This is a genomic window from Planosporangium spinosum (assembly GCF_049999945.1).
Lineage (GTDB): Bacteria > Actinomycetota > Actinomycetes > Mycobacteriales > Micromonosporaceae > Planosporangium > Planosporangium spinosum.
This window is the reverse complement of sequence record NZ_JBLYUB010000003.1, coordinates 14,134-34,259: the sequence shown is the minus strand read 5'-3', so window position 1 is coordinate 34,259 and position 20,126 is coordinate 14,134. Positions and strand designations below refer to the sequence as shown.

Sequence of the window (20,126 nt, the reverse complement as noted above, 5' to 3'; positions counted from 1 at the left end):
CCCGACGCCCGCACGCTGATCGGCGGCTGGCCGGTCCGCTGACCGGCAGGTCACCGGGTTACAGGTACGGGCCGGCCGTCTCCCGGTCGGCCTTCGAGATCCGCACCGACACCACGTTGGCGAGGTTGATGACCATGCCGTGCTCCTCGGCCTCGTAGCTCTCCCGCGCATGGTTGAGGACCAGGCTGCGTCGCTGGTCGACGGCCCGGGTCACCGCCTCCAGCGCCTCCTCAGGGCCGCGGAAGTCCTTGCTCAGCAGGGAGACGTCGTCACCGCCCATCGGGTGGAACCGGACGACCAGTTCCATGTTGTCAGCCACGACCGTCCCCCTCCCGGCCCGGTATCCACCTGTGTCGCCGTCACTTCCGGGCCATCGCACGCCTGCCCCGTTTGCGGTCGATCACACCTGTACCGGTGAGCTGCGCCGCTGCACCGGCCGGGGCGCGCACCTACGATCGAGAACCGATGAGCGAGCCAGCGCGCCTTTCGGATACCGGTCCGGGCCATGCCGACCTCGCGACGGCACGGCTCATCGCGGCGGTCCTCGACCCCGGCACCTGGCGGTCCTGGGACGAGCCGCTGCCCGACCCGGCGGGGCTCGACGCCGGGTACGCCGCCGACCTGGCGGACGCCCGTGCCCGGACCGGGCTCGACGAGTCGGTGCTGACCGGCGAGGGCCGCATCGGCGGGCACCGGGTCGCGATCGTCGGCTGCGAGTTCGCGTTCCTCGGCGGTTCGATCGGTGTACGCGCCGGCGAGCGCCTGACCCGGGCGGTCGAGCGCGCCACCCGGGAGCGGCTGCCGCTGCTGGCGTCGCCGGCCAGCGCCGGTACCCGCATGCAGGAGGGCACCCTCGCGTTCCTGCAGATGGCCAAGGTGACCGCCGCCATCGCCGACCACCGCGCCGCCGGCCTGCCCTACCTGGTGTACCTGCGGCACCCCACCACCGGCGGCGTCCTGGCGTCGTGGGGGTCGCTGGGGCACCTCACCGTCGCGGAGCCGGAGGCGCTCGTCGGCTTCCTCGGCCCGCGCGTCTACCGGGCCCTGTACGGCGAGCCGTTCCCGCCCGGCGTCCAGATCGCCGAGAACCTGCACGCCCACGGCCTGCTCGACGGGGTGCTGAGCGCCGACCAGCTCCCCGGCGCCGTCACCCGGGTCCTCGACGTAATCGCCGACGGCCGGGCCGAGCCGACCAGCCGGGCCGAGCCGAAGCCGGTGCCGGCCGCCGAGCCCGCGCCGCGGCCGGTGCCGGCCGCCGAGCCCGCGCCGCGGCCGGTGCCGGCCGCCGAAACGATCCGCCGGTCCCGCCGGCCCGAGCGGCCGGCCCTGCGGGATCTGCTGCGCGCGGTGGCCCGCGACGTGACCCCGCTCAGCGGTACCGGCGAGGGCGAGGCGGACCCGGGACTGCTGCTGGCCCTCGCCCGGATCAGAACGACCCCGTGCGTGGTCATGGGCCACGACCACGACCCCGACCGGCGCCCCCGGCCGATCCGCCCGGCCGGCCTGCGGGTCGCCCGCCGGGGGATGCGGCTGGCCGCCGAGCTGGGCCTGCCACTGCTGACCGTCGTCGACACCGCCGGGGCCGAACTGTCCGCTCAGGCCGAGGAGCAGGGGCTCGCCGGCGAGATCGCGCGCTGTCTGGCCGACCTCATCACACTGCCGACCGCCACGCTGTCGGTCCTGCTGGGTGAGGGCGCGGGCGGCGCGGCGCTGGCCTTCTTCCCCACCGACCGGGTGGTGGCCGCCGCGCACGGCTGGCTGTCGCCCCTGCCGCCGGAGGGCGCCTCGGAGATCCTGTACCGCACCGCCGACCGGACCGGCGAGCTGGCCGACCGGCAGCGCATCCAGGCCACCGCCCTGTACGCGCACGGCGCCGTCGACCGGCTCGTCGCCGAGCACCCGGACGCCGCCGACGAGCCGGCCGCGTTCCTCGATCGGCTCGGGCGGGTCGTCGAGGACGAACTGCTCGACCTGCGCGGGCAGGATCCGGCGCAGCGGTTGGCCCGGCGCCGCGCCCGGTACCGCGACCTCGGCCGGTTCTGACGGGTGACGGGCCGCCGCGGCCGCGCCGGATGACCTGCGACCCGCGGGGGCGGACGACCACCGACGTCCGGGGTGCCGCGCCGCGCACGTCGCCCGGCGGTCCTTGACCGCGGTCGCCGGGCCTGACGAGACTGGCGGGGCCGAGGTCGAGAGGCGCTGCGACGGACGTGTCCGCCACGCTCGACCCGGCGCTCCAGCGGACAAGGGCGCCTCCACGAGAGGAGCCTCGCCAATGTCCGATCTGGTCGCGTCCGGGATCACCGGCGGTGTCATCCGGGAACTGCTCTCCTACCCGGTCAAGGGATGTGCCGGCGTCTCCCTCCCGCACGCGGTGGTGACCCGCGCCGGCCTCGCCCACGACCGCAGCTTCATGGTCGTCAACCCCGACGGCGTCTTCCGCAGCCAGCGCCGTGATCCGCGGCTCGCGGTCATCCGGCCGCGGATCAGCGCGGACGGTACGCGGCTGACCCTGGACGCGCCGGACACCGACCCCGTGCGCGTGGCGGTGGACCTCGACGCGGCGCGACGCCACGTGCTGCTGTTCGGCACCCGCTTCCGGGGCATCGACCAGGGCGACGCCGTCGCCGGCTGGCTGTCGCGGGTACTGGGCGCACCGAGCAGGTTGGTGCGCGTCCCACCGGAGCACGACCGGGTCACCGACGGGCAGGTCCCGGGGACGTCCGGCTACGCCGACAGTTGCGCGGTACACCTGCTGTCCCGATCTTCCCTGGACCTGCTCAACGAGCGGCTCACCGGCGCCGGCGCCGCGCCGGCGCCGATGAGCCGGTTCCGCCCCAACGTGGTGGTGGACGGATGGGCCGCACCGCACACTGAGGACCGGGCCGGGCGCTTCCGCGTCGGTACCGTCGAGTTGGCCTATGCCAAGCCCGCCATCCGCTGCGTGGTCACCACCGTCGACCAGCGTACCGGCGCGAGGACCGGCCCGGAGCCGCTGCGTACGCTGGCCACCTACCGCCGGGTCCGGGACGGGCTCGCGTTCGGCGTCAAGTTCGCCGTGACGCGACCGGGTGAGGTGAGCGTCGGCGACGAGGTGCTCGTCACCCCGGGACGCCGACAGGCCCCGCCCGCCCGACCGGTGTCGTGACGGGCCACGGTCACAGCCCGCCGGCCAGCCGGTGCTCGCGGATCATCTCGGCGTACCGGTGGCCGCTGGCCTTGACCGTGCGCCGCTGGGTGTCGTAGTCGACGTGGATCAGCCCGAACCGCTTGTCGTACCCGTAGGCCCACTCGAAGTTGTCCAGCAGTGACCAGGCGAAGTACCCGGCGACCGGCACGCCGGCCCGGGCCGCCCGGCGGGTGGCCGCCACGTGGTCCTCCAGGTAGGACAGCCGCTCCTTGTCCTCGACGGTGCCGTCGGCGGTGACCGAGTCGGCGAAGGCGGCCCCGTTCTCGGTGACGTAGATGGTCGGCGCGGCGTACTCGCGGTGCAGCCGGAGCAGCAGTTCCTCCAGGCCGTCGGGGTGGACCTCCCAGTCCATCGCGGTCTGGTGGGCGCCCGACACCGGTACCTGCCGGGCCCGGGGCGCCGGCCCGTCCGGATCATCGACGACGACCTGCCGGAAGTAGTAGTTGAGCCCGACGTGCTCGGTGGGGGTGGCGATGACGTCCAGGTCACCGTCGCGCACCGGCGGCGCGAAGCCGTACTCGGCGACCATGTCCGCCGGGTAGCCACGGCCGTACAGCGGGTCGAGCCACCAGCGGTTGGTGTGCCCGTCGGACCGGCGGGCGGCGGCGACGTCGCGCGGGTCGTCGCTGGCCGGCTCGACCGGGCTGAGGTTGACCACGGCGCCGACCCGCACCGGGCCGGGCGAGGACGCCCGCAGCGCCGCGACGGCGAGCCCGTGGCCGAGCAGCAGGTGGTGCGCGGCCGGTACGGCGCGCCGCAGGTCGCGCTCCCCCGGCGCCATGGTGCCCTCGAGGTGACCGATCCAGGCCGAGCAGAGCGGTTCGTTGATGGTGAACCAGTCGGCGACCCGGTCCCCGAGCCGCGCGCCGACCACGGCCGCGTAGTCGGCCAGCGCGTACGCCGTGTCCCGGGCCGGCCAGCCACCCCGGTCCTGGAGGGCCTGCGGCAGGTCCCAGTGGTACAGCGTGACGAACGGCCGGATGCCGGCCGCGCACAGGGCGTCGACGAGCCGGTCGTAGAAGTCCAGGCCGCTCGCGTTGACCGCACCGGTACCGCCGGGGATCACGCGCGGCCAGGCGACCGAGAACCGGTAGCTGTCCACGCCGAGGCGCCGCATCAGCTCGACGTCCTCCGGCCAGCGGTGGTAGTGGTCGCAGGCCACGTCGCCGGTGTCCCCGCCCGCGATCGCCCCCGGTACGCGGCAGAAGGTGTCCCAGATGGACGGCGACCGGCCGTCCTCGGCCACCGCCCCCTCGATCTGGTACGCCGAGGTGGCGACCCCCCAGACGAACTCGGCTTCCATGCGTTCTCCTCGCTGGTGTTCCGGTGTGACGACGTGGCCGCGCCGGTCGGCGCGGCCACGTCCGGGTGACGTGACCACGGCTACTTGACCGCGCCGGCCGTGAGGCCGGAGACGAAGTGCCGTTGCAGGGCCAGGAAGCCGGCGACGACCGGCACGCTGACCACGAGAGAGGCGGCCATGACCTGGTTCCAGTACACCTCGTGCTCGGTCGAGTAGCCCTGCAGGCCGATCGGCAGGGTGCGACTGGTGTCGTCGGTGAGCACCGAGGCGAACAGCACCTCGCCCCAGGCGGTCATGAAGGCGTACACCGCGACCGCGACGATCCCGGGCAGCGCCGCCGGCAGGATGACCCGGATCAGGGTGCGTACCGGGCCGGCCCCGTCGACCTGGGCCGACTCGTCAAGGCCGCGCGGAATGCCGTCGAAGTACCCGACCAGCATCCAGATCGAGAACGGCAGCGAGAACGTCAGGTACGTGACGACCAGGCCGGTGCGGGTGCCGTACAGGTCGATCCCGGTCAGGTTGCCGATGTTGACGAAGATGACGAACAGCGGCAGCAGGAACAGGATGCCGGGAAACATCTGCGTCGACAGCACGACGATGCTGAACAGCCGCCGGCCGCGGAAGCGGTACCGGCTCACCGCGTACGCCGCGAAGATCGCCACGGTGACGGAGCAGACGGTGGCGGCGAGCGCCACGATGACGCTGTTGAGGAAGTACCGCCCCAGCGGCACGGTGTGCCAGATGTCGACGAACGGGCGCACCGTGACGGTGGACGGCCACCACCGGAACGGTCCCTGCACGTCGCGCAGCGGCTTGAGCGCGGAGGTCACCATCACGTAGATCGGGGCGAGGGTGAACACCGCCAGCAGGGTCAGCACGATCCGGCGGACCCAGGGCAGCCAGGCCGGTTCACGCATCGCTCCTCCTGCGGGACGTGACGGTCAGGTAGACCGCGGTGGCGACGAGCAGGAACAGCAGCAGCAGGACGCTCATCGCCGAGCCGAGGCCGAAGTTCCAGGTGAGGAACGAACTCTGGTAGATGTGGATGGCGATGAGGTCGGCGGCGTGCGGCGCGGATCGTCCGAACAGGACGAAAGGGGTGTTGAAGTCGTTGAACGTCCACAGGAACAGCACCAGCACGAGGACCTGGTTGACCGGTCGCAGCATGGGCAGCGTGATGCTGCGCAGTTGCCGGCCGAACCCGGCGCCGTCCATCGCGGCCGCTTCGTACAGTTCCTGCGGTATGTTCTGCAGGCCGGCGGTGAGGCAGAGGAACGCGAACGGCCAGGTCCGCCAGACCGACACGACCAGCAGCGCGACGAAGCTGTTGTTACCGATCAGCCAGAACGGCCGGTCGGACGCGAGGCCGAGCTGGTCGACCAGAACGTGGTTGACCATGCCGGTGTCGCGCTGGAGCAGGAAGCTCCAGGTGATGACCGCGGCGTAGGTGGGCAGCGCGTACGGGGTGAGGAACAGGGTACGCAGCAGCCCCCGCCCCCGGAACGCGCGCTGGGTGAGCACCGCCCCGGTGGTCCCGAGCAGCCAGGCCAGCCCCACCGACGCCACGGTGAACGCCAGCGTGACGCCGAACGAGTGCAGCAGGTCGGCGCCGGCCGCGCTGTTCACGTCGACCGCCACGCGGTAGTTGGCCAGTCCCGCGAACGGCGCGGCCGACCAGTTCCGGATGAAGAACTGGGTCAGCCGCAGCAGGCTCATCCAGATGCCGCCGAGCATCGGGATCAGGTGGATCAGCAGCTCCAGCAGCAGCGCCGGCAGCAGCATCAGGTACGGGGTGAGCGTGCGTCGGGTCAGCCGACGTCGCGCGGGCCGCCGGCCGGTGGCCGGTGCGGGTGACCGGCCGACCGCGGTCGCCACCGGCGTGGTGGTGAGGGGTGCCATCGGTAGCTCCGTCTCAGGGGAGGTCCACCGCCTGCCCGCCGGCCGCGTCGGTTCGTGGCCGCCGCGGCCGGCGAGGGCTCGTACCGGCTAGCTGCCGGCGTGGACCTGCTGGTTGGCGGCGGTCAGCTTGCTCTTGATGGCGTCGTCGGTCAGCGGCTTGCCGCTCGCCGCGTCGGCGAACAGGCCCTTGACCACGGCGCCGACCAGAGTCTCGAACTGGCTCTCCTCGGGTACCGCCGGCAGCGGCGCGGCGGTGGTGGCGAGGGTGTCCTGGAAGACCTTGGCCTTCTCGGTCTGGAACGCCGGATCGCTGTAGGCGCTCTGCACCGTCGGCATCGACCCGTACGTCTTGTTGAGGATGCGCTGCTCGTCGTCGCTGGTCATGAACGTGACGAACTTCAGAGCAGCGTCCTTGTGCCTGGTGTTGGCGAACACGGCCAGGTTGATCCCGGCGACCATGCTGTTGACCTTCTTGCCGCCGGCCGGGGCCGGCTGCTCGAACGGCACCGGCGCGACCCCGTAGTCGTCGGGGTTCACGTTGTGCGCCTTCAGCGTGGTGTCCGCGGCCTGCCAGAGCAGCATCGCGGCCTTGCCGGTGGCGAAGTCGGCGACCGCCTGGTTGTTGGCGTACTCCGCGCCACTCGGGTTGACGATCTTGTCGTTGGCCATGAATCCGACGTACCGCTTGATGCCGGCCACCATTCCCGGCGAGTCGAACGTCGGCTTGCCGGACGAGTCGAACGCGTCGGCGCCGTACTGCTGGCCGAAGGTGAACGCGTGGTGGGCGTTCTCCGTCGGGTTGCCGCCCTCGATCGCCAGGCCCCACTGCCCCGGCTTGGTGAGCTTCTTGCCGTCCTCCACCAGCTCGGCCCAGGTCTTCGGCGGCGCGGCGATACCGGCCTCGGCGAAGAGCTTCTTGTTGTAGTGCAGGACGTAGGACATCGAGTACAGCGGTACGGCCGTCGGCGGCTTGCCGGGCGCGCCGGTGGCCGACATGCTGCCGGCGAGGAACCGGCTCTTGCCGCCGACGGTGGTGAGGGTGGCGTCGTCGAACGGCAGCAGCGCCCCGGTGGCCTGCAGCGACGGCGACCAGGTGTTGCCGATGTTCAGCACGTCCGGGCCCTTGCCGGAGGTGGCCGCGGCGAGGATCCGGTTGAGCAGGTCGGGCCAGCCGATCACCTCCAGCTTGACCTTGATGCCGGTCGCTTTCGTGAACTTGTCCAGCTCGGGCTGCAGGATCTGCTTGTCGTTGTCGAGGCTGGTGCCCTGGTTACTGGCCCAGTACGTGAGCGTCGGGTCGGACGATGAGGCGTCACCGCCGCCGCAGGCCGTGAGCGCTGGAGCGAGCAGCGCCATGGCCGCGGCCGCGAGGCCGATTCTGCGAAGGGTCACGGTGTCCCTTTCTCATCATCGTGCGGAGCGTGGGGGTGTAGGGATCTGCGGTGCGGAGCGCGTGGTGCCGTGCGCTCCCGGGTAGGGCGTTTCGGATATCGGGTGGTGCGGGTGCCCGGCGTCGGGTGGACGCCGTTGCGGTGTAGGCATGTGCCGCGTCGGCCGGACGCACGGTTGTGGGACTTTTTTTAAGTGCTGAAGTATTGAGGGCATTCAACCCGTCGATGCCCTGGCCGTCAAGCCTCCGGACGACACCCGCCGGTCCACGCGCGTCCGCGCGGTGTCGTGAGACGGCGCACCGGCCGGCAGGCATCCACTAATCGGCATATTCGTCTGCCGCAACCCCGACGGAAGGAGCAGCGGTGCCCCCAGGGCGACCGCGAGGGCTGACGGCCGGGTGACGGCCGGCTGACGGCCACGCCGGCGGGTCGTACCGGACGGTGGCGCGGGTCTGTGAGACTGACCGGATGCGCCATATCGGGATCATTGCCGCGGGCGCCAGCCTGGTGGCCGGCGCCGCCGTCCCGGCGTGGGCCCAGCCGGCGCCGGTCGCGCCCGGCGGGGCCACCCCGGTCGCACACCCCGCTCCGGCCGCACTCACCGCCCCCACGGCGTCGGCCGCGCCGGCCGGCGAGCCGGTGTGCACGATCGACGACTCCCGCGCCGTGGAACTGTCCGGCCTGGTGACGACCGCCTCGGGGTACGTGGCGATCAACGACAGCAACGACGTGCCCGGCGCGATGGGGATCTTCTTCGTCGACCAGGCCTGCGCGCTGACCCGCGTCGTCCACTACCCCACCACCGCGCGCGACCCGGAGGACCTGGCCGTCGCCCCGGACGGGACGCTGTGGGTGGCGGACATCGGCGACAACTTCACCCTCCCGGCCGACAGCCGACGGCGCACGGTCGCCCTGTGGAAGCTGGCGCCCGGCGCCTCCTCCCCCGTGATCCATCGGCTGGCGTACCCGGACGGCCCGCACGACGCCGAGGCCCTCGTCCTCGCCGGCGACGGCACACCGGTGATCGTCACGAAGGAACCGGCCGGGGCGGCCGGGATCTACACGCCGGCCGGGCCGCTGCGCCCCGACTCCACCACCGGCGTGCCGCTGACCAGGGTCGGCACCTTCACGCCGACCCTCACCGGTACCTCCAACCCGTTCGGCCTCCTCGGCCAGATGATGGTCACCGGCGGCGCGAACGCCCCGGACGGCCGCCGGGTGGCGCTGCGCACCTACGCCGACGCGTACGAGTGGGACGTGCCCGACGGCGACGTGGTCAAGGCGATCACCACCGGGAAACCCCGGATCACCCCGCTGCCCGGGGAGCCTCAGGGCGAGGCGCTCGCGTACAGCCGGGACGGCGCCGGCCTGCTCACCGTCTCCGACCAGAGCGGACCCACCCGGCTACTGCGGTACCGGGCAACCCGCCCCGCCCCGACGGGCGCGGCGAGCGCCGCGGCCAGCGCCGGCGCGACCCGGGCCGCGGCCAGCGCCGGCGCGACCCGGGCGGCGGCCGGCACGTCCGCCCTGGACGGTGCGGCGGGCCGGTTGCCGTTCCTCGCCGGCGCCGGGCTGATCGGGCTCGGTCTGGTCACCCTCACCCTGCTCGCGGCACGCCGCGCCCGGCGGGTCGACCGGTAGCCGTCGGCCGCCCCGGGGACCCGCCTGGCCGGCCGACCGTTCCACGCGCGCCCTCGCCGGCACCCGGAGCCCGGTCGATGAGGGCGGCCAGTCCGTCGAGGACGCGGCGCAGGCCGAAGTCGTACGCGTGGTCGGGGTCGAGCGTGCTGCCGTGCGCGGTGCCCGCCGCGGTGCCGACGCGGCTGGCCAGCGGGTAGGCCCGCGGGTCGAGCACCCGCGCCAGGAGCGGCCCGGCGGCGGCCCACCACTGCTCGTCGTCCATGGCGGTGACCCGCCGCGCGGTACGGGCGTCGATCATGGCACGGGCGTTGGCCTGGACGAACGTCAACAGGTACGTCAGGCAGTCGTCCATCTCGACGTCGGTGAGGCCCAGGCCGTCGAGGGCGGACAGCTCATGCTCGTACTTGGCGATCGCGCCGGGGCCCAGCGGAGGCCGCAGGGTGGAGACGGTGACCGTCCACGGATGGGCGGCGAACAGTGCGCGGTTGGCGTCCGCGACCACGGCCAGCCGCTGCCGCCACGGCTGGCCGGCGGTGTCGGCCCGCGGCATCCGGCCGTACGCGGCGTCGAGCATCAGGTCGAGCAGCTCCGCCTTGCCGGGGACGTACGTATAGACGGTCATCGGCGAGACCCCCAGCGCCTGGGCGACCCGGCGCATGGTGAGCGCGTCCAGGCCCTCGTCGTCGGCGACGGCGGTCGCGGCGTCCACCACCGCGTCCAGGCTCAGGCCCCGCCGTGGTCCGCGACGTGGCACGGCTGACGGATCCCGCCAGAGCAGGGCCAGGGTACGGGCCGGATCACCGGCTCCGGTCATGTCGGTAGGCACGCCCACATCCTCGTCGACAACTACTCTGTACAACGCACAGAGTACAATGTACGACGTTGCGTTTCACCACAAGGGAGCACGCCGTGAACATCACCGCCTCCGCCGTATCGCTGAACGTCGACGACGTCGCCGCCTCCAGCGCCTTCCTGACCACCCACTTCGGATTCCGGGAGGAGATGGCCGCCGACGGCTTCGCCTCGCTGACCCGCGACGACACCGGCATGAACGTCGTCTTCCTGCGCCGCGGACTGCCGACGCTGCCCGCCGACCAGCGCGACGACCACGCCCGCGGACTGATCCTGGCCTTCGTCGTCGACGACCTGGAGGGAGAACTGGCCCGGCTCCGGTCCGAGGGCGTCACCATCACCATGCCGCTCACCGTCGAGGAGTGGGGCGAGCGGGCCTTCCAGGTCCGCGACCCCAACGGCGTCATCGTCCAGCTCGTCGACTGGAACGCGCCCCGCTGACGACCCGCACGCCCAAGATCCGCGCGCCCAAGATCCGCGCGCCCAAGATCCGCGCGCCCAAGATCCGCGCAATGTCGCAAACATTGCGGCTATTCCGGGGCCGGTAGCAGCAATGTTCGCGACATTGCACGGATCTTGGGGCGCAGGAGCGCGGCGCAGCCCCGGCGCAGCCCCGGCGCAGCCCCGGCGCAGCCCCGGCGCAGCCCCGGCGCAGCCCCGGCGTGGCCCCGGCGTGGCCCCCGCGTGGCCCCGGCGTGGCCCCGTCCGGGTTCGACCGGTCGGGTGAAGGGCCACCCCGATCGGCGCGGCAAGCCGCCAATCGTACAAAAAACGAAAACGGAGCCGATAGCCTGATTTATGTCCAAACCAGTGCATGATTGGCTGTCTTGCCGAGGGCGGGAGGGTCATGCGCAGCGGCGTGTTCGAACGGTTCACCGAAGACAACGGCGACCTGCGGGCGGAGTTGCTGATACAGCCGGCGATCAATTACGCGCTGGTGCACAACCGGGTTCCCGTGGTCCGGCACGTATCGGTCACCAACGACACCGGCGCGCCGGTCGCCGACCTGCGGATCACCCTCGAGCTGCTCGGGCCGGACGGTCCGCTCACGGCGCCGTGGTCACGGACGGCACCCGGACCGGTCGCCCCCGGCGCGGTGGTGGAGTGGACCGACTTCGCCGACTTCGTACCTGACCAGAGCCGCCTGCGCGCCAACGACGAGGCGTTCCCGGTCGACTACCGGCTCACCATCGCCCGGCCCGGCCAGCCGGACACCCGGCTGGTCGCGCCGTCGTCGGCCCTGGCGCACAACGAGTGGTTCAACAGCCCCACCCTCTACGACACGCTCGCCGCGTTCGTGCAGCCCAACGCCCCGGCCGTGGAAGCGACGCTTCGGGCGGCCGCCCGGATCCTGCTGGAGCGCACCGGCTCCGGTTCGCTCCAGGGATACCAGGGCGGGCCGCAGCGGGCCGCGCGGATCGCGGGCGCCGTCTACGAGGCGCTGCGCCAGCTCGACATCCACTACCAGAGCCCGCCCGCGTCGTTCGAGCACACCGGACAGAAGGTGCGCAGCACGGCCGCCGTCCTCGATGGGCGGATGGGCAACTGCCTCGACCTGTCCGTCACGTACGCCGCCTGCCTGGAGGCGGCCGGCCTGCGCCCGCTGATCTGGCTGACCACCGACCACGCGTTCGCCGGCTTGCTGATGGCCGACGAGCGCCTCGGCGACACGGCCGTCACCGACACCGCCGCGCTGGTCTCCCTCGTGGAGTCCGGCCGGGCGGTACCGGTCGAGCTGACCGGTATCGGCCCGGGCGCCGCCAGCGCCGACTTCACCGCCGCGGTGGAGGCCGGCCTCGCCCACTTCCGGGCCCGCCAACAGGACCTGCAGGGCGTCGTGGACGTCCACCTGGCCCACCAGTGCGGCATCCGGCCGCTGCCGTCGGCGGAGCCCGCCGCGCCGACGTCGACGACGGTACGCCCGGAGCGGGTCGGCTCGATCGAGCTTCCTCCCGGGGTGGCGCGCACCGCGCTGAACAGCCGGGGCGATGCCGGTGACGACACGCCGGAGCGGGTCGACGACGCACCCCGGGCGATCCGGCAGTGGAGGCGGGCGCTGCTCGACCTCAACCTGCGCAACCCGCTGCTCAACCTGCCCGGCAACGGCAACGGCTCCAGTAACGGCAGCGGCACCGGTAACGGCAACGGCCTCGACCTGCACGTGCCGTCGCGGGTGCTGGCGCTGCTGCACGACCTCGTCCACGAAGGCGCGCAGCTGCACGTCGTGGCGCAGGACGCGGTCGGCCCCGACGGCCGGCACGATCCCGACCTCGACCCGGATCTGCTGGCCCGGCAGCTACGCACGGACCGCCGCGTCTATGGCGCGGTGTCCGGGCAGGCGTACCTGTCGACCATGCGCGGCCTCCAGCGCGCGGCCCGCACGATGGAGCAGGAGACCGGCGGCAACTGCCTGTACCTGACCATCGGCACCCTCGCGCACAGCCTGGGTAACGGCGCCCCGGCGTACGCCCCGCTCTTCCTCGTCCCGGTGCGCCTCGAGGGCGGTGCCGGGCGCCGGCCGTACACCGTGGTGGCCGACGGCTCGCAGCCGCCGACGGTCAACCACTGCCTGGTGGAGTGGCTGCGCGTCAAGTACGGCCTGGAGCTGCCCGAGCTGGACGAGCTGGCCGATCCGGCCGGGGCGGACTTCGGCTTCGACATCGCCACGGCGTTGACCGCGATCAGCGGGCGGCTGGTGGAGAACCGGGTCAACTGCCGCGTCGACGAGGGTGCCAGCCTGCGGTTGCTGCGCCTGTCGCCGGTACAGATGTGGCGCGACCTCGCTGACCACTGGCCGGCGTTCACCGACAATCCGGTCGTGCGGCACCTGGTCGCCGCCACCGGGTCCCCGTTCGACGACCCGGCCGCCGCCGGTGCCGACCCACACGTCGACGAGGCCGCCGCCGGTACCGACCCGCGCGTCGGCGAGGCCACCGCCGGTACCGACCCACACGTCGACGAGGCCGACCTGCCGCTGCCACTGCCGGCCGACGGGTCCCAGCTGCGCGCGGTCGCCCTGGCCGAGCAGGGCCGGTCGTTCATCCTGGAGGGCCCGCCCGGCACCGGTAAGTCACAGACCATCACCAACCTGATCGCCCGCGCGGTGGCGTCCGGGCGGTCAGTGCTGTTCGTCGCGGAGAAGGGGGCCGCGCTCGACGTCGTCACCCGCCGGCTCGGGCAGGTCGGGCTCGGTGCGTCCACCCTGGACCTGTACGGGCGTGGCCGGTCCGCCGATGCCCTGCGGCAACGGCTACGGCAGGCGCTCGACCAGCGGGTACGCGACGAGGACGCGGACTGGAACGCGGTCGAGACCGGCTACCGGGCCCGGCTCGGCCCGCTCGCCGGGTACCCGACCCTCGTCCACACCCCCAACGCCGCGGGCCTGTCGACCTGGTCGGCGTACGAGCGCGCGCTCGCCTACGGCGACGGGCCGAGCGCCCCCGTACCGGTGGACCACCTGACCGTCACCGACGACCAGCGCCGGCGTGTGGTCGCGGCGCTGCGCGCGCTGCCCGCCGCCGCCCGCGCGGCCCGGCTGCGCCCGGCGCACCCCTGGTCGCTCAGCGGCCGGCGCACCCTCGACGGCCTGCACGCCGACGCGGTGACCCACCTCGCTGCCGACCTGGAGGAGGTCCGCGCCCACGTCGCGCAGCGACCGCCGGTCGTACGGCTGCTGCGCCGGCTGTCCGGTCCGGCCGCCATCAGCGGTCTGCTGCCGGTCGCCCGGCTGGCCGCCGCCGGTTCGCTGCCCGACCACCGGGCCGTGACGGCCGCCGAGGACGCCGGCTGGGACGCCGCCGTCACCGAGCTTCAGACGCAGCTGACCCGGTTCCGGCAGGCGTACGCGGCCGAGATCACCGCCTACCGGCCGGAGGTGTTCACCCTCGCCGAGCTGCCGGCGTGGCATGCCGAGGCGCAGGCGGCCGGGCGCCGGTTCTTCGGCAAGGGCAAGCGCCTGCGGGCGGTGGCCGGCCGCCTCGCGCCGTACCTGCGGCCCACCGCGGTCATCGACGCCTACCACGTCGAGCAGCTCCTGGCCCGACTGGTCGCCGCCGGGCACATCGTGACCGCGCTCAACCAGCGGCTCGCCGAACTCGGCGGGCTGCCCGTACCGGACGGCTGGTCGCCGGCCGGTACGGCGGCGTCGACCGAACTGGCCCAGGCCAAACAGGCGACCGAGGCCAGCCGTCACCTCATCGCCCGCCAGCCGGCGGCCTGGCCGCTGCTGCAGGCCGGCATGACCGACGACGACGTGCGACTGCTGGAGCGGCTCGCCGCCGGCTGGCGGGCCTGGCGGGGCATCCTGCAGAGCACCCATCCGCAGCTGCGCCTGTGGGCCGACGGGATGCACTGGTTCGACGCGTGGCGGCGCGACGGAGCTACCTGGCTGGCCGACCTGCGCGCCGAGAAGCTGCTCGCGGTGCAGCGCTGGGCCGACCTGCTCAACCACACCGACGTACTGGCCGCGGCCGGCCTGGTCGACTACGCCGACCAGCTGCTGCGCGGCGAGGTCGACCCGGACCTCGCCGAGCAGGCATACCAGCGGGCCGTCGCCGCGACCTCGGTGTCGGAGCGGTTGCAGGCCGGCGGGTTGGACCGGTTCGACGCCGACGTCCACGACAACCACGTCGCCCAGTACGAGGCGGCGGCCGCGCGACTGCGGACCGCCCTGGTCGACCACCTGCCCTCGGCACTGGTACGGGCCCGTCCGTTCGACACCGGTGACCGCCGGGTCGCCGAGTTCACCGCCGAGCTGCGGCGCGGCCGGGGCGGCCGGACGTTCCGGGAGCTGTTCGCGGCGTACCCCGATCTCGTCCTGGCGCTGACCCCCTGCGTGGTGGCCAGCCCGGGCTCGGTGGCGGCGCTGCTGGCTCCCGACGCGGCGCGGTTCGACCTGGTCGTGTTCGACGAGGCGTCGCAGATCCCGACGGCCGAGGCGATCGGCGCGATGGGCCGCGGCCGGGCGGTGGTCGTCGTCGGCGACCCGCACCAGCTGCCGCCCCACCCGCTGCTGCCGGGCGGCGGCGAGACCGGCCGGGAGGCCGGCGGGCGGGCGGCCGAGGTACCGAGCATCCTCGGCGCGGCGGTCGACGCCGGGCTGCCCCGGCACCGGCTGTCGTGGCACTACCGAAGCCGCGACGAGTCGCTCATCGCCTTCTCCAACCGGCACTTCTACGACGGCGCGCTGGCCAGCCTGCCGGCGCCCGGCACGACCGGCGCGACCGGGATCGGCTGGCGCCGTGTCGACGGGTACTTCGACCGGGGCGCCTCGCGCACGAACGAGGTGGAGGCCCGCGCCGTCGTGGCCGAGATCGCGGCGCGGCTGCGGGACCCGGCCACCGCCGCCCACTCGATCGGCGTGGTCACGTTCACCACCGCGCAGCGCGACCTCATCCTGAACCTGCTGGAGGACAGCACCGACCGGCTCGTCCGCCGGGCGATGTCGCCGGCGGCGACCGAGCCGGTGTTCGTCAAGGAGGTCACCGACGTCCAGGGCGACGAGCGCGACCTGATCCTGCTCTCGCTCGGCTTCGCCACCAACCCGGACACCGGCCAGCTACTGCTGGACTTCGGGCCGCTGGGACAGCCGGGCGGTGAACGGCGCCTCAACGTCGCGATCACCCGGGCCCGCCGGCAGGTCCTGGTGTTCGCCTCGTTCGACCCGGGCGACATCCGGCTGTCGCGGACCTCGGCGCCCGGAGTGGCGCACCTGCGCGCGTATTGCGAGCTGGCCGCCGCGGCGCCGGCCGACCGGGCCGCCGAGGCGACACCGGGCCGGCGGGCCGGCCGCGACCGGATCCGCGACGAGGTCGCCGAGGCGCTCCGGGCCCGCGGCCACGAGGTGGTCTGCGGGTACGGGCAGTCGGACTTCACCGTCGACGTCGCGGTACGCGTTCCCGGAGCGCGGCAGTGGCAGGTGGCGGTGCTGCTCGACGGGCCGCAGTGGAGCACCCGGCCGACGGTCGCCGACCGGGAGGGCGCGCCGGCGCTGCTGCGTACCCGGATGGGCTGGCCGGAGGTGGTCCGGTGCTGGCTGCCGTCGTGGATCCGGGACCGGTCGGTACTGCTGGACAACGTCGACGCCGCGCTCGCCCGCGCGGTGGAGGCCGAGGAGGCCGCAGCGACCGACGCGGTCACCGCCGCCGCGGAGGCGGTCCTGGCCGGCGCCGACGCCGCGACCGACGCCGACGACGCGGTCGCCGCGACCGACGCCGGCGGCGGTACCGGCCCGGCCGGCACGCCCGCCGGGCCGCCGAAGGGTACCGACCCCGTGGTGACACGCCCGCTCACCGCGGCCGGCACGACGGGCGGCCGGCCCGCACCGGTACGGTTGACGCCGGCCCAGCGGTCCGCACCCGAACGGGTCCTCGTCGCCGGGCTCAGCGCCCCGCCCGCTCCCCCGGTCGAGACCGCCCCCGACGCCCTGCCGGTACCCGGGGACGCCGACGACGCCGCACCCGCCCGGGTCGCCGCCGATCTGATCCCGTTCGTGCCGTACCAGCCGACGGTCATCGGCAGCCAGACCGACATCGACCTGCTGCACAGCGACTCGCGGGTGCGCAAGCTGATGCAGAGCACGCTGCGCGAGATCGTCGCCGCCGAGGGGCCGGTCGAGCAGCACCGGCTCGCGAAGCTGGCGCTGGCCCGCTTCGGTTTCGTCCGTCCCCGCGAGGACCGCCGCAATGCCGTCCTGGACCTGCTCGACCCGGGGGTACTGCGGGTGCACGAGGGGGTGGGCGCCTTCGCCTGGCCGAGCACGCTCGACCCGAAGCGGTGGAACGGGTTCCGCACCACCCAGGCGAAGACCGACCGGGCCTTCGAGGAGATCGCCCCGGAGGAGGTCGCGAACGCCGTCCGCCACGCGCTGGCGGTGACCCCCGACCTGACCGAGCAGGAGCTGTTCCGGGCGGCGCTGGAGCTGCTCGGGTACCAGCGCCTGACCCAGAAGATCACCAAGCTGCTGCGGTACGGCCTGCTGGTCGCCCTGACCAGTGGCCGGGTGGTGCACGCCGGCCGGGGTCGCTACCGCCTCAGCTGACCCGGCACCGTTCCGGACAGCGCCGCGGAGCCGGCCCGGAACGGTGCCGGCGGGCCAGGTCAGGTACTGGCCCGCCGGCCCCCGCCCGGCGCCGGCAGCACGCCCCGACCGGCGAGCACCTCGAAGACCAGATGGGTCTCGGTGTGCCGCACGGCGGGGTGGACGGTGATGTGCTCCAGAATCAGGTCGCGCAGCGCCTCCGGCGACTCGACAGCGGCGTGCAGCAGGTAGTCGTCGTCGCCGGCGACGTGGAACGCGGTGAGCACCCCCGGGATGTCGCGCAGGGTTGCGTGGAAGCTGCGGACGTGCTCGCGGTTGTGGCTGCCGAGCCGGACCTTCACCACCGCCTGCAACGGGTAGCCGAGCGCGGCCAGGTCGACCTGCGCATGGATCCCGGCGATGACCCCTGCCTCGCGCAGCGCGCGGACCCGGTGGATGCACGTCGACTCGGCCACCCCGACGCGCGCGGCCAGCGCCGCGTTGGTGATCCGCCCGTCCGCGGCGAGCGCGGCGAGGATGGCCAGGTCGGTGGCGTCCAGCCCGGGCGCCGATCCCGGTTGCGGATTCCTCGGCCGAGGCCCTCTGGATGCGGGCTGTACCGCCATAACCTTCACCGTCCCGGGCCTGTTGCCGAATAGTCTTCGGCGGCTATTGAGTCAGACGTCAGTTCCTTGCAGCATCTTCGCATGGACAGCAAGGTTCTTTCGTTCGACTCGTTGGCCGTGCACGCCGGCCGGGACGACCTGGCCGCCCTGGGCGTCCACGCGCCGCCGCTGGACCTGTCGTCGACGAACCCGCTGCCCGACATCGAGTGCGGTGGCTCGTCGTACGAGTCGATGGCCACCGGCGGACACCCGGTCACCGACGGCGGTTTCGTCTACCAGCGGCTGTGGAACCCGACGGTGGCCCGGTTCGAGAGCGCGCTCGCCCAGCTCGAAGGCACCGAGGAAGCCGTCGCGTTCGCCTCCGGCATGGCCGCGGTGACCGCGACCGTCCTGGCCGCCAAGGCCGAGACCGGCGGCGCCCACGTGGTCGCGGTCCGCCCACTCTACGGCGGCACCGACCACCTGCTCGGCTCCGGACTGCTCGACGTCGAGGTCAGCTACTGCACCGCGGCCGAGGTCGCCGCCGCGGTCCGCCCCGACACCTGCCTGGTCGTCCTGGAGACCCCCGCGAACCCGACCCTCGACCTGGTCGACATCACGGCCGTCGTCGACGCCGCCGGCGGGCGCCCGGTCCTGGTGGACAACACGTTCGCCACCCCGGTTCTGCAGAACCCCGCCCGGCACGGCGCGGCGCTCGTCCTGCACAGCGCCACCAAGTACCTCGGTGGCCACGGCGACGTCGTCGGCGGTGTGGTCGCCACCGGTGCCACCTGGGCCGCGGCGCTGCGCCGGATCCGGGCGGTGACCGGGGCGTTGATGCACCCGCTGGCCGGCTACCTGCTGCACCGCGGACTGACGACACTGCCGGTACGGCTACGGGCCCAGCAGGCCAGCGCGGAGAAGACCGCGGTCTGGCTCGCCGGTCACCCCGCCGTGCGGCGGGTGTACTACCCGACGCTGGCCGACCCGACCGGGCTGCTCGGCCAGCAGATGCGCGGCCCGGGCGCGATGCTCGCCGTCCAGCTCGCCGGCGGGTACGAGCACGCCGTCCGGGTCACCAACCGGGTGCGCCTGTTCACCCACGCCGTCTCCCTCGGCGGTGTGGACTCCCTCATCCAGCACCCGGCGTCGCTGACCCACCGCCCGGTACCCGCGGCCGCCCGCCCGGGCGCCGACGTCGTACGACTGTCCATCGGACTGGAGGACGTCGAGGACCTGAAGGCCGACCTGGCGCAGGCGCTCGACGGCTGATCCGACGGCGGGGGTGCGTGGCCGTCAGTCGCGCTTGCCGGGTGCCAGCACCCGGGCCACGGCGTGCGCGGCGATGGCGGCGGCCGGCAGCAACGCGGCGGCGGTGACCGCCGCCGCGCCGGCGCGCCGGGGCACGCCGGCCTTGCCCAGACGCCGCCAGGCCCATAGCGAGTACGGAGCGACCAGCAGCGGCGCGGTCACCACGCCCGGCGTGTACCCGCCGGTGACGACCGCCTGCGCGACGTGGGTACCCGCGTGCAGGCCGAAGCCGGCCAGCGTCGCCTGGTAGAACCGGCTGCGGCCGCCGGTGCGGGCACCGCGCGCCGCCGCGACCGCCACCAGCGCGCCGACCGCGCCGATCGCGATCCCGGCATGCGCGGGCGTGACGCGCATCCGGTCCCAGACCCGGTCGGGCACCCGCGGGAACCGCGCCCGCAGTCGCGGCCGGGCCCGGTCGACCCAGCCGCTCATCGTGGCCAACTCCTCGGCGTCGTGGATCGCCCAGGCGACCCACAGTCCCCACGTGGCGGCGGCCGGCAGGGCGCGGTCGCGGTTCGGCTCCATGGTCATCCGGTCGACGATACGGTCCGAGACTGAAGGAAAACCGGCGGCACGCGGGGCTCGGTGGCGCCCCACGGCTCCCGCCGCCGACCGGGCCAGGCGGAGAAGGCGCTGCCCGTCTCGACGAGGGTCTTGAGGTCGCTGAGCACCCAGGCCCACCCGCCACCGGCGCCGGTGTCCTCCAGCGCTCCGCCGGTCAGCGCGGCGGTGGCCGGCGCGCCGGTCAGGTCGTGGGTGACGGTGAGCCGGCAGGCCCCTGGCTGGTCCGCCAGCTCGATGACCGTCATGCGGCCGACAAGTACCGGGAGATCGCGCACGATGTCGGCAGCGAAGCGACCGTCATCGTCGAGATCCTGCGGCGAGCCGGTCTCGGCTGACAGCGCGCCACTTC

The 20,126-nt window shown here is 73.8% G+C and carries 15 protein-coding genes; 6 read left to right on the top strand and 9 right to left on the bottom strand.

Translation table 11 applies throughout. From position 1 onward, the window contains the following. Window positions 1-58 precede the first annotated feature (58 nt). Complete coding sequence (locus tag ACNTMW_RS05080; protein ID WP_426632182.1) at window positions 59-319, bottom strand: hypothetical protein; 261 nt, start codon at window positions 317-319, stop codon at window positions 59-61. A 146-nt stretch (window positions 320-465) separates the two neighbouring features. Here ACNTMW_RS05080 and ACNTMW_RS05075 point away from each other — a divergent pair, with 146 nt between their 5' ends. Together ACNTMW_RS05075 and ACNTMW_RS05070 are read left to right on the top strand one after the other, a co-directional pair. Beyond that, complete coding sequence (locus tag ACNTMW_RS05075; RefSeq protein ID WP_426632181.1) at window positions 466-2,043, top strand: carboxyl transferase domain-containing protein; 1,578 nt, start codon at window positions 466-468, stop codon at window positions 2,041-2,043. Between the two features lie 232 nt (window positions 2,044-2,275). After that, on the top strand, window positions 2,276-3,148 hold the full coding sequence (locus ACNTMW_RS05070; protein WP_426632180.1) for an MOSC domain-containing protein: 873 nt from the start codon (window positions 2,276-2,278) through the stop codon (window positions 3,146-3,148). A 10-nt stretch (window positions 3,149-3,158) separates the two neighbouring features. On the opposite strand, the gene ACNTMW_RS05065 is transcribed toward ACNTMW_RS05070, so the two are convergent. The 4 genes from ACNTMW_RS05065 to ACNTMW_RS05050 all read right to left on the bottom strand — a co-directional run bounded on the left by ACNTMW_RS05065 (window position 3,159) and on the right by ACNTMW_RS05050 (window position 7,787). Further along, entirely contained in the window at window positions 3,159-4,493 is a 1,335-nt protein-coding gene (locus ACNTMW_RS05065; RefSeq protein ID WP_426632179.1) for a GH1 family beta-glucosidase, read from the bottom strand. Window positions 4,494-4,573: 80 nt separating this feature from the next. Continuing rightward, window positions 4,574-5,413: a carbohydrate ABC transporter permease gene (locus ACNTMW_RS05060; protein WP_426632178.1), complete on the bottom strand. Its 840-nt coding sequence runs from the start codon at window positions 5,411-5,413 to the stop codon at window positions 4,574-4,576. Then, the gene (locus ACNTMW_RS05055; protein ID WP_426632177.1) at window positions 5,406-6,395 is read right to left on the bottom strand and encodes a carbohydrate ABC transporter permease; all 990 of its coding nucleotides are present in this window, start codon (window positions 6,393-6,395) and stop codon (window positions 5,406-5,408) included. The genes ACNTMW_RS05060 and ACNTMW_RS05055 overlap by 8 nt, the downstream gene beginning before the upstream one ends. Window positions 6,396-6,482: 87 nt before the next feature. After that, window positions 6,483-7,787 carry an ABC transporter substrate-binding protein gene (locus tag ACNTMW_RS05050; protein WP_426632176.1) on the bottom strand — a complete coding sequence of 435 codons (1,305 nt, stop codon included), beginning with the start codon at window positions 7,785-7,787 and terminating at the stop codon, window positions 6,483-6,485. Window positions 7,788-8,254: 467 nt separating this feature from the next. On the opposite strand from ACNTMW_RS05050, the gene ACNTMW_RS05045 reads away from it, so the two are divergent. Continuing rightward, window positions 8,255-9,427, top strand: a complete 1,173-nt coding sequence (locus ACNTMW_RS05045) for an SdiA-regulated/phytase-like domain-containing protein (protein WP_426632175.1) — start codon at window positions 8,255-8,257, stop codon at window positions 9,425-9,427. On the opposite strand, the gene ACNTMW_RS05040 is transcribed toward ACNTMW_RS05045, so the two are convergent. Continuing rightward, on the bottom strand, window positions 9,384-10,241 hold the full coding sequence (locus ACNTMW_RS05040) for a TetR/AcrR family transcriptional regulator (protein WP_426632506.1): 858 nt from the start codon (window positions 10,239-10,241) through the stop codon (window positions 9,384-9,386). The genes ACNTMW_RS05045 and ACNTMW_RS05040 overlap by 44 nt on opposite strands. Window positions 10,242-10,336: 95 nt before the next feature. On the opposite strand from ACNTMW_RS05040, the gene ACNTMW_RS05035 reads away from it, so the two are divergent. Then, window positions 10,337-10,720 carry a VOC family protein gene (locus ACNTMW_RS05035; protein ID WP_426632174.1) on the top strand — a complete coding sequence of 128 codons (384 nt, stop codon included), beginning with the start codon at window positions 10,337-10,339 and terminating at the stop codon, window positions 10,718-10,720. A 406-nt stretch (window positions 10,721-11,126) separates the two neighbouring features. Further along, window positions 11,127-17,318, top strand: a complete 6,192-nt coding sequence (locus ACNTMW_RS05030; RefSeq protein ID WP_426632173.1) for a DUF4011 domain-containing protein — start codon at window positions 11,127-11,129, stop codon at window positions 17,316-17,318. Window positions 17,319-17,377: 59 nt separating this feature from the next. Here ACNTMW_RS05030 and ACNTMW_RS05025 read toward each other — a convergent pair whose 3' ends face one another. Beyond that, window positions 17,378-17,923: an Lrp/AsnC family transcriptional regulator gene (locus ACNTMW_RS05025; protein WP_426632172.1), complete on the bottom strand. Its 546-nt coding sequence runs from the start codon at window positions 17,921-17,923 to the stop codon at window positions 17,378-17,380. A gap of 81 nt (window positions 17,924-18,004) precedes the next feature. Here ACNTMW_RS05025 and ACNTMW_RS05020 point away from each other — a divergent pair, with 81 nt between their 5' ends. Further along, entirely contained in the window at window positions 18,005-19,174 is a 1,170-nt protein-coding gene (locus ACNTMW_RS05020) for a trans-sulfuration enzyme family protein (protein WP_426632171.1), read from the top strand. Window positions 19,175-19,198: 24 nt separating this feature from the next. On the opposite strand, the gene ACNTMW_RS05015 is transcribed toward ACNTMW_RS05020, so the two are convergent. Continuing rightward, window positions 19,199-19,744, bottom strand: coding sequence for an HXXEE domain-containing protein (locus ACNTMW_RS05015; RefSeq protein WP_426632170.1), 546 nt, complete (start codon window positions 19,742-19,744; stop codon window positions 19,199-19,201). After that, window positions 19,741-20,022 (bottom strand): SRPBCC family protein, encoded by a 282-nt coding sequence (locus ACNTMW_RS05010; protein WP_426632169.1) that lies wholly within the window; start codon window positions 20,020-20,022, stop codon window positions 19,741-19,743. Before ACNTMW_RS05010 ends, ACNTMW_RS05015 begins: the two co-directional genes overlap by 4 nt. Window positions 20,023-20,126 lie beyond the last annotated feature (104 nt).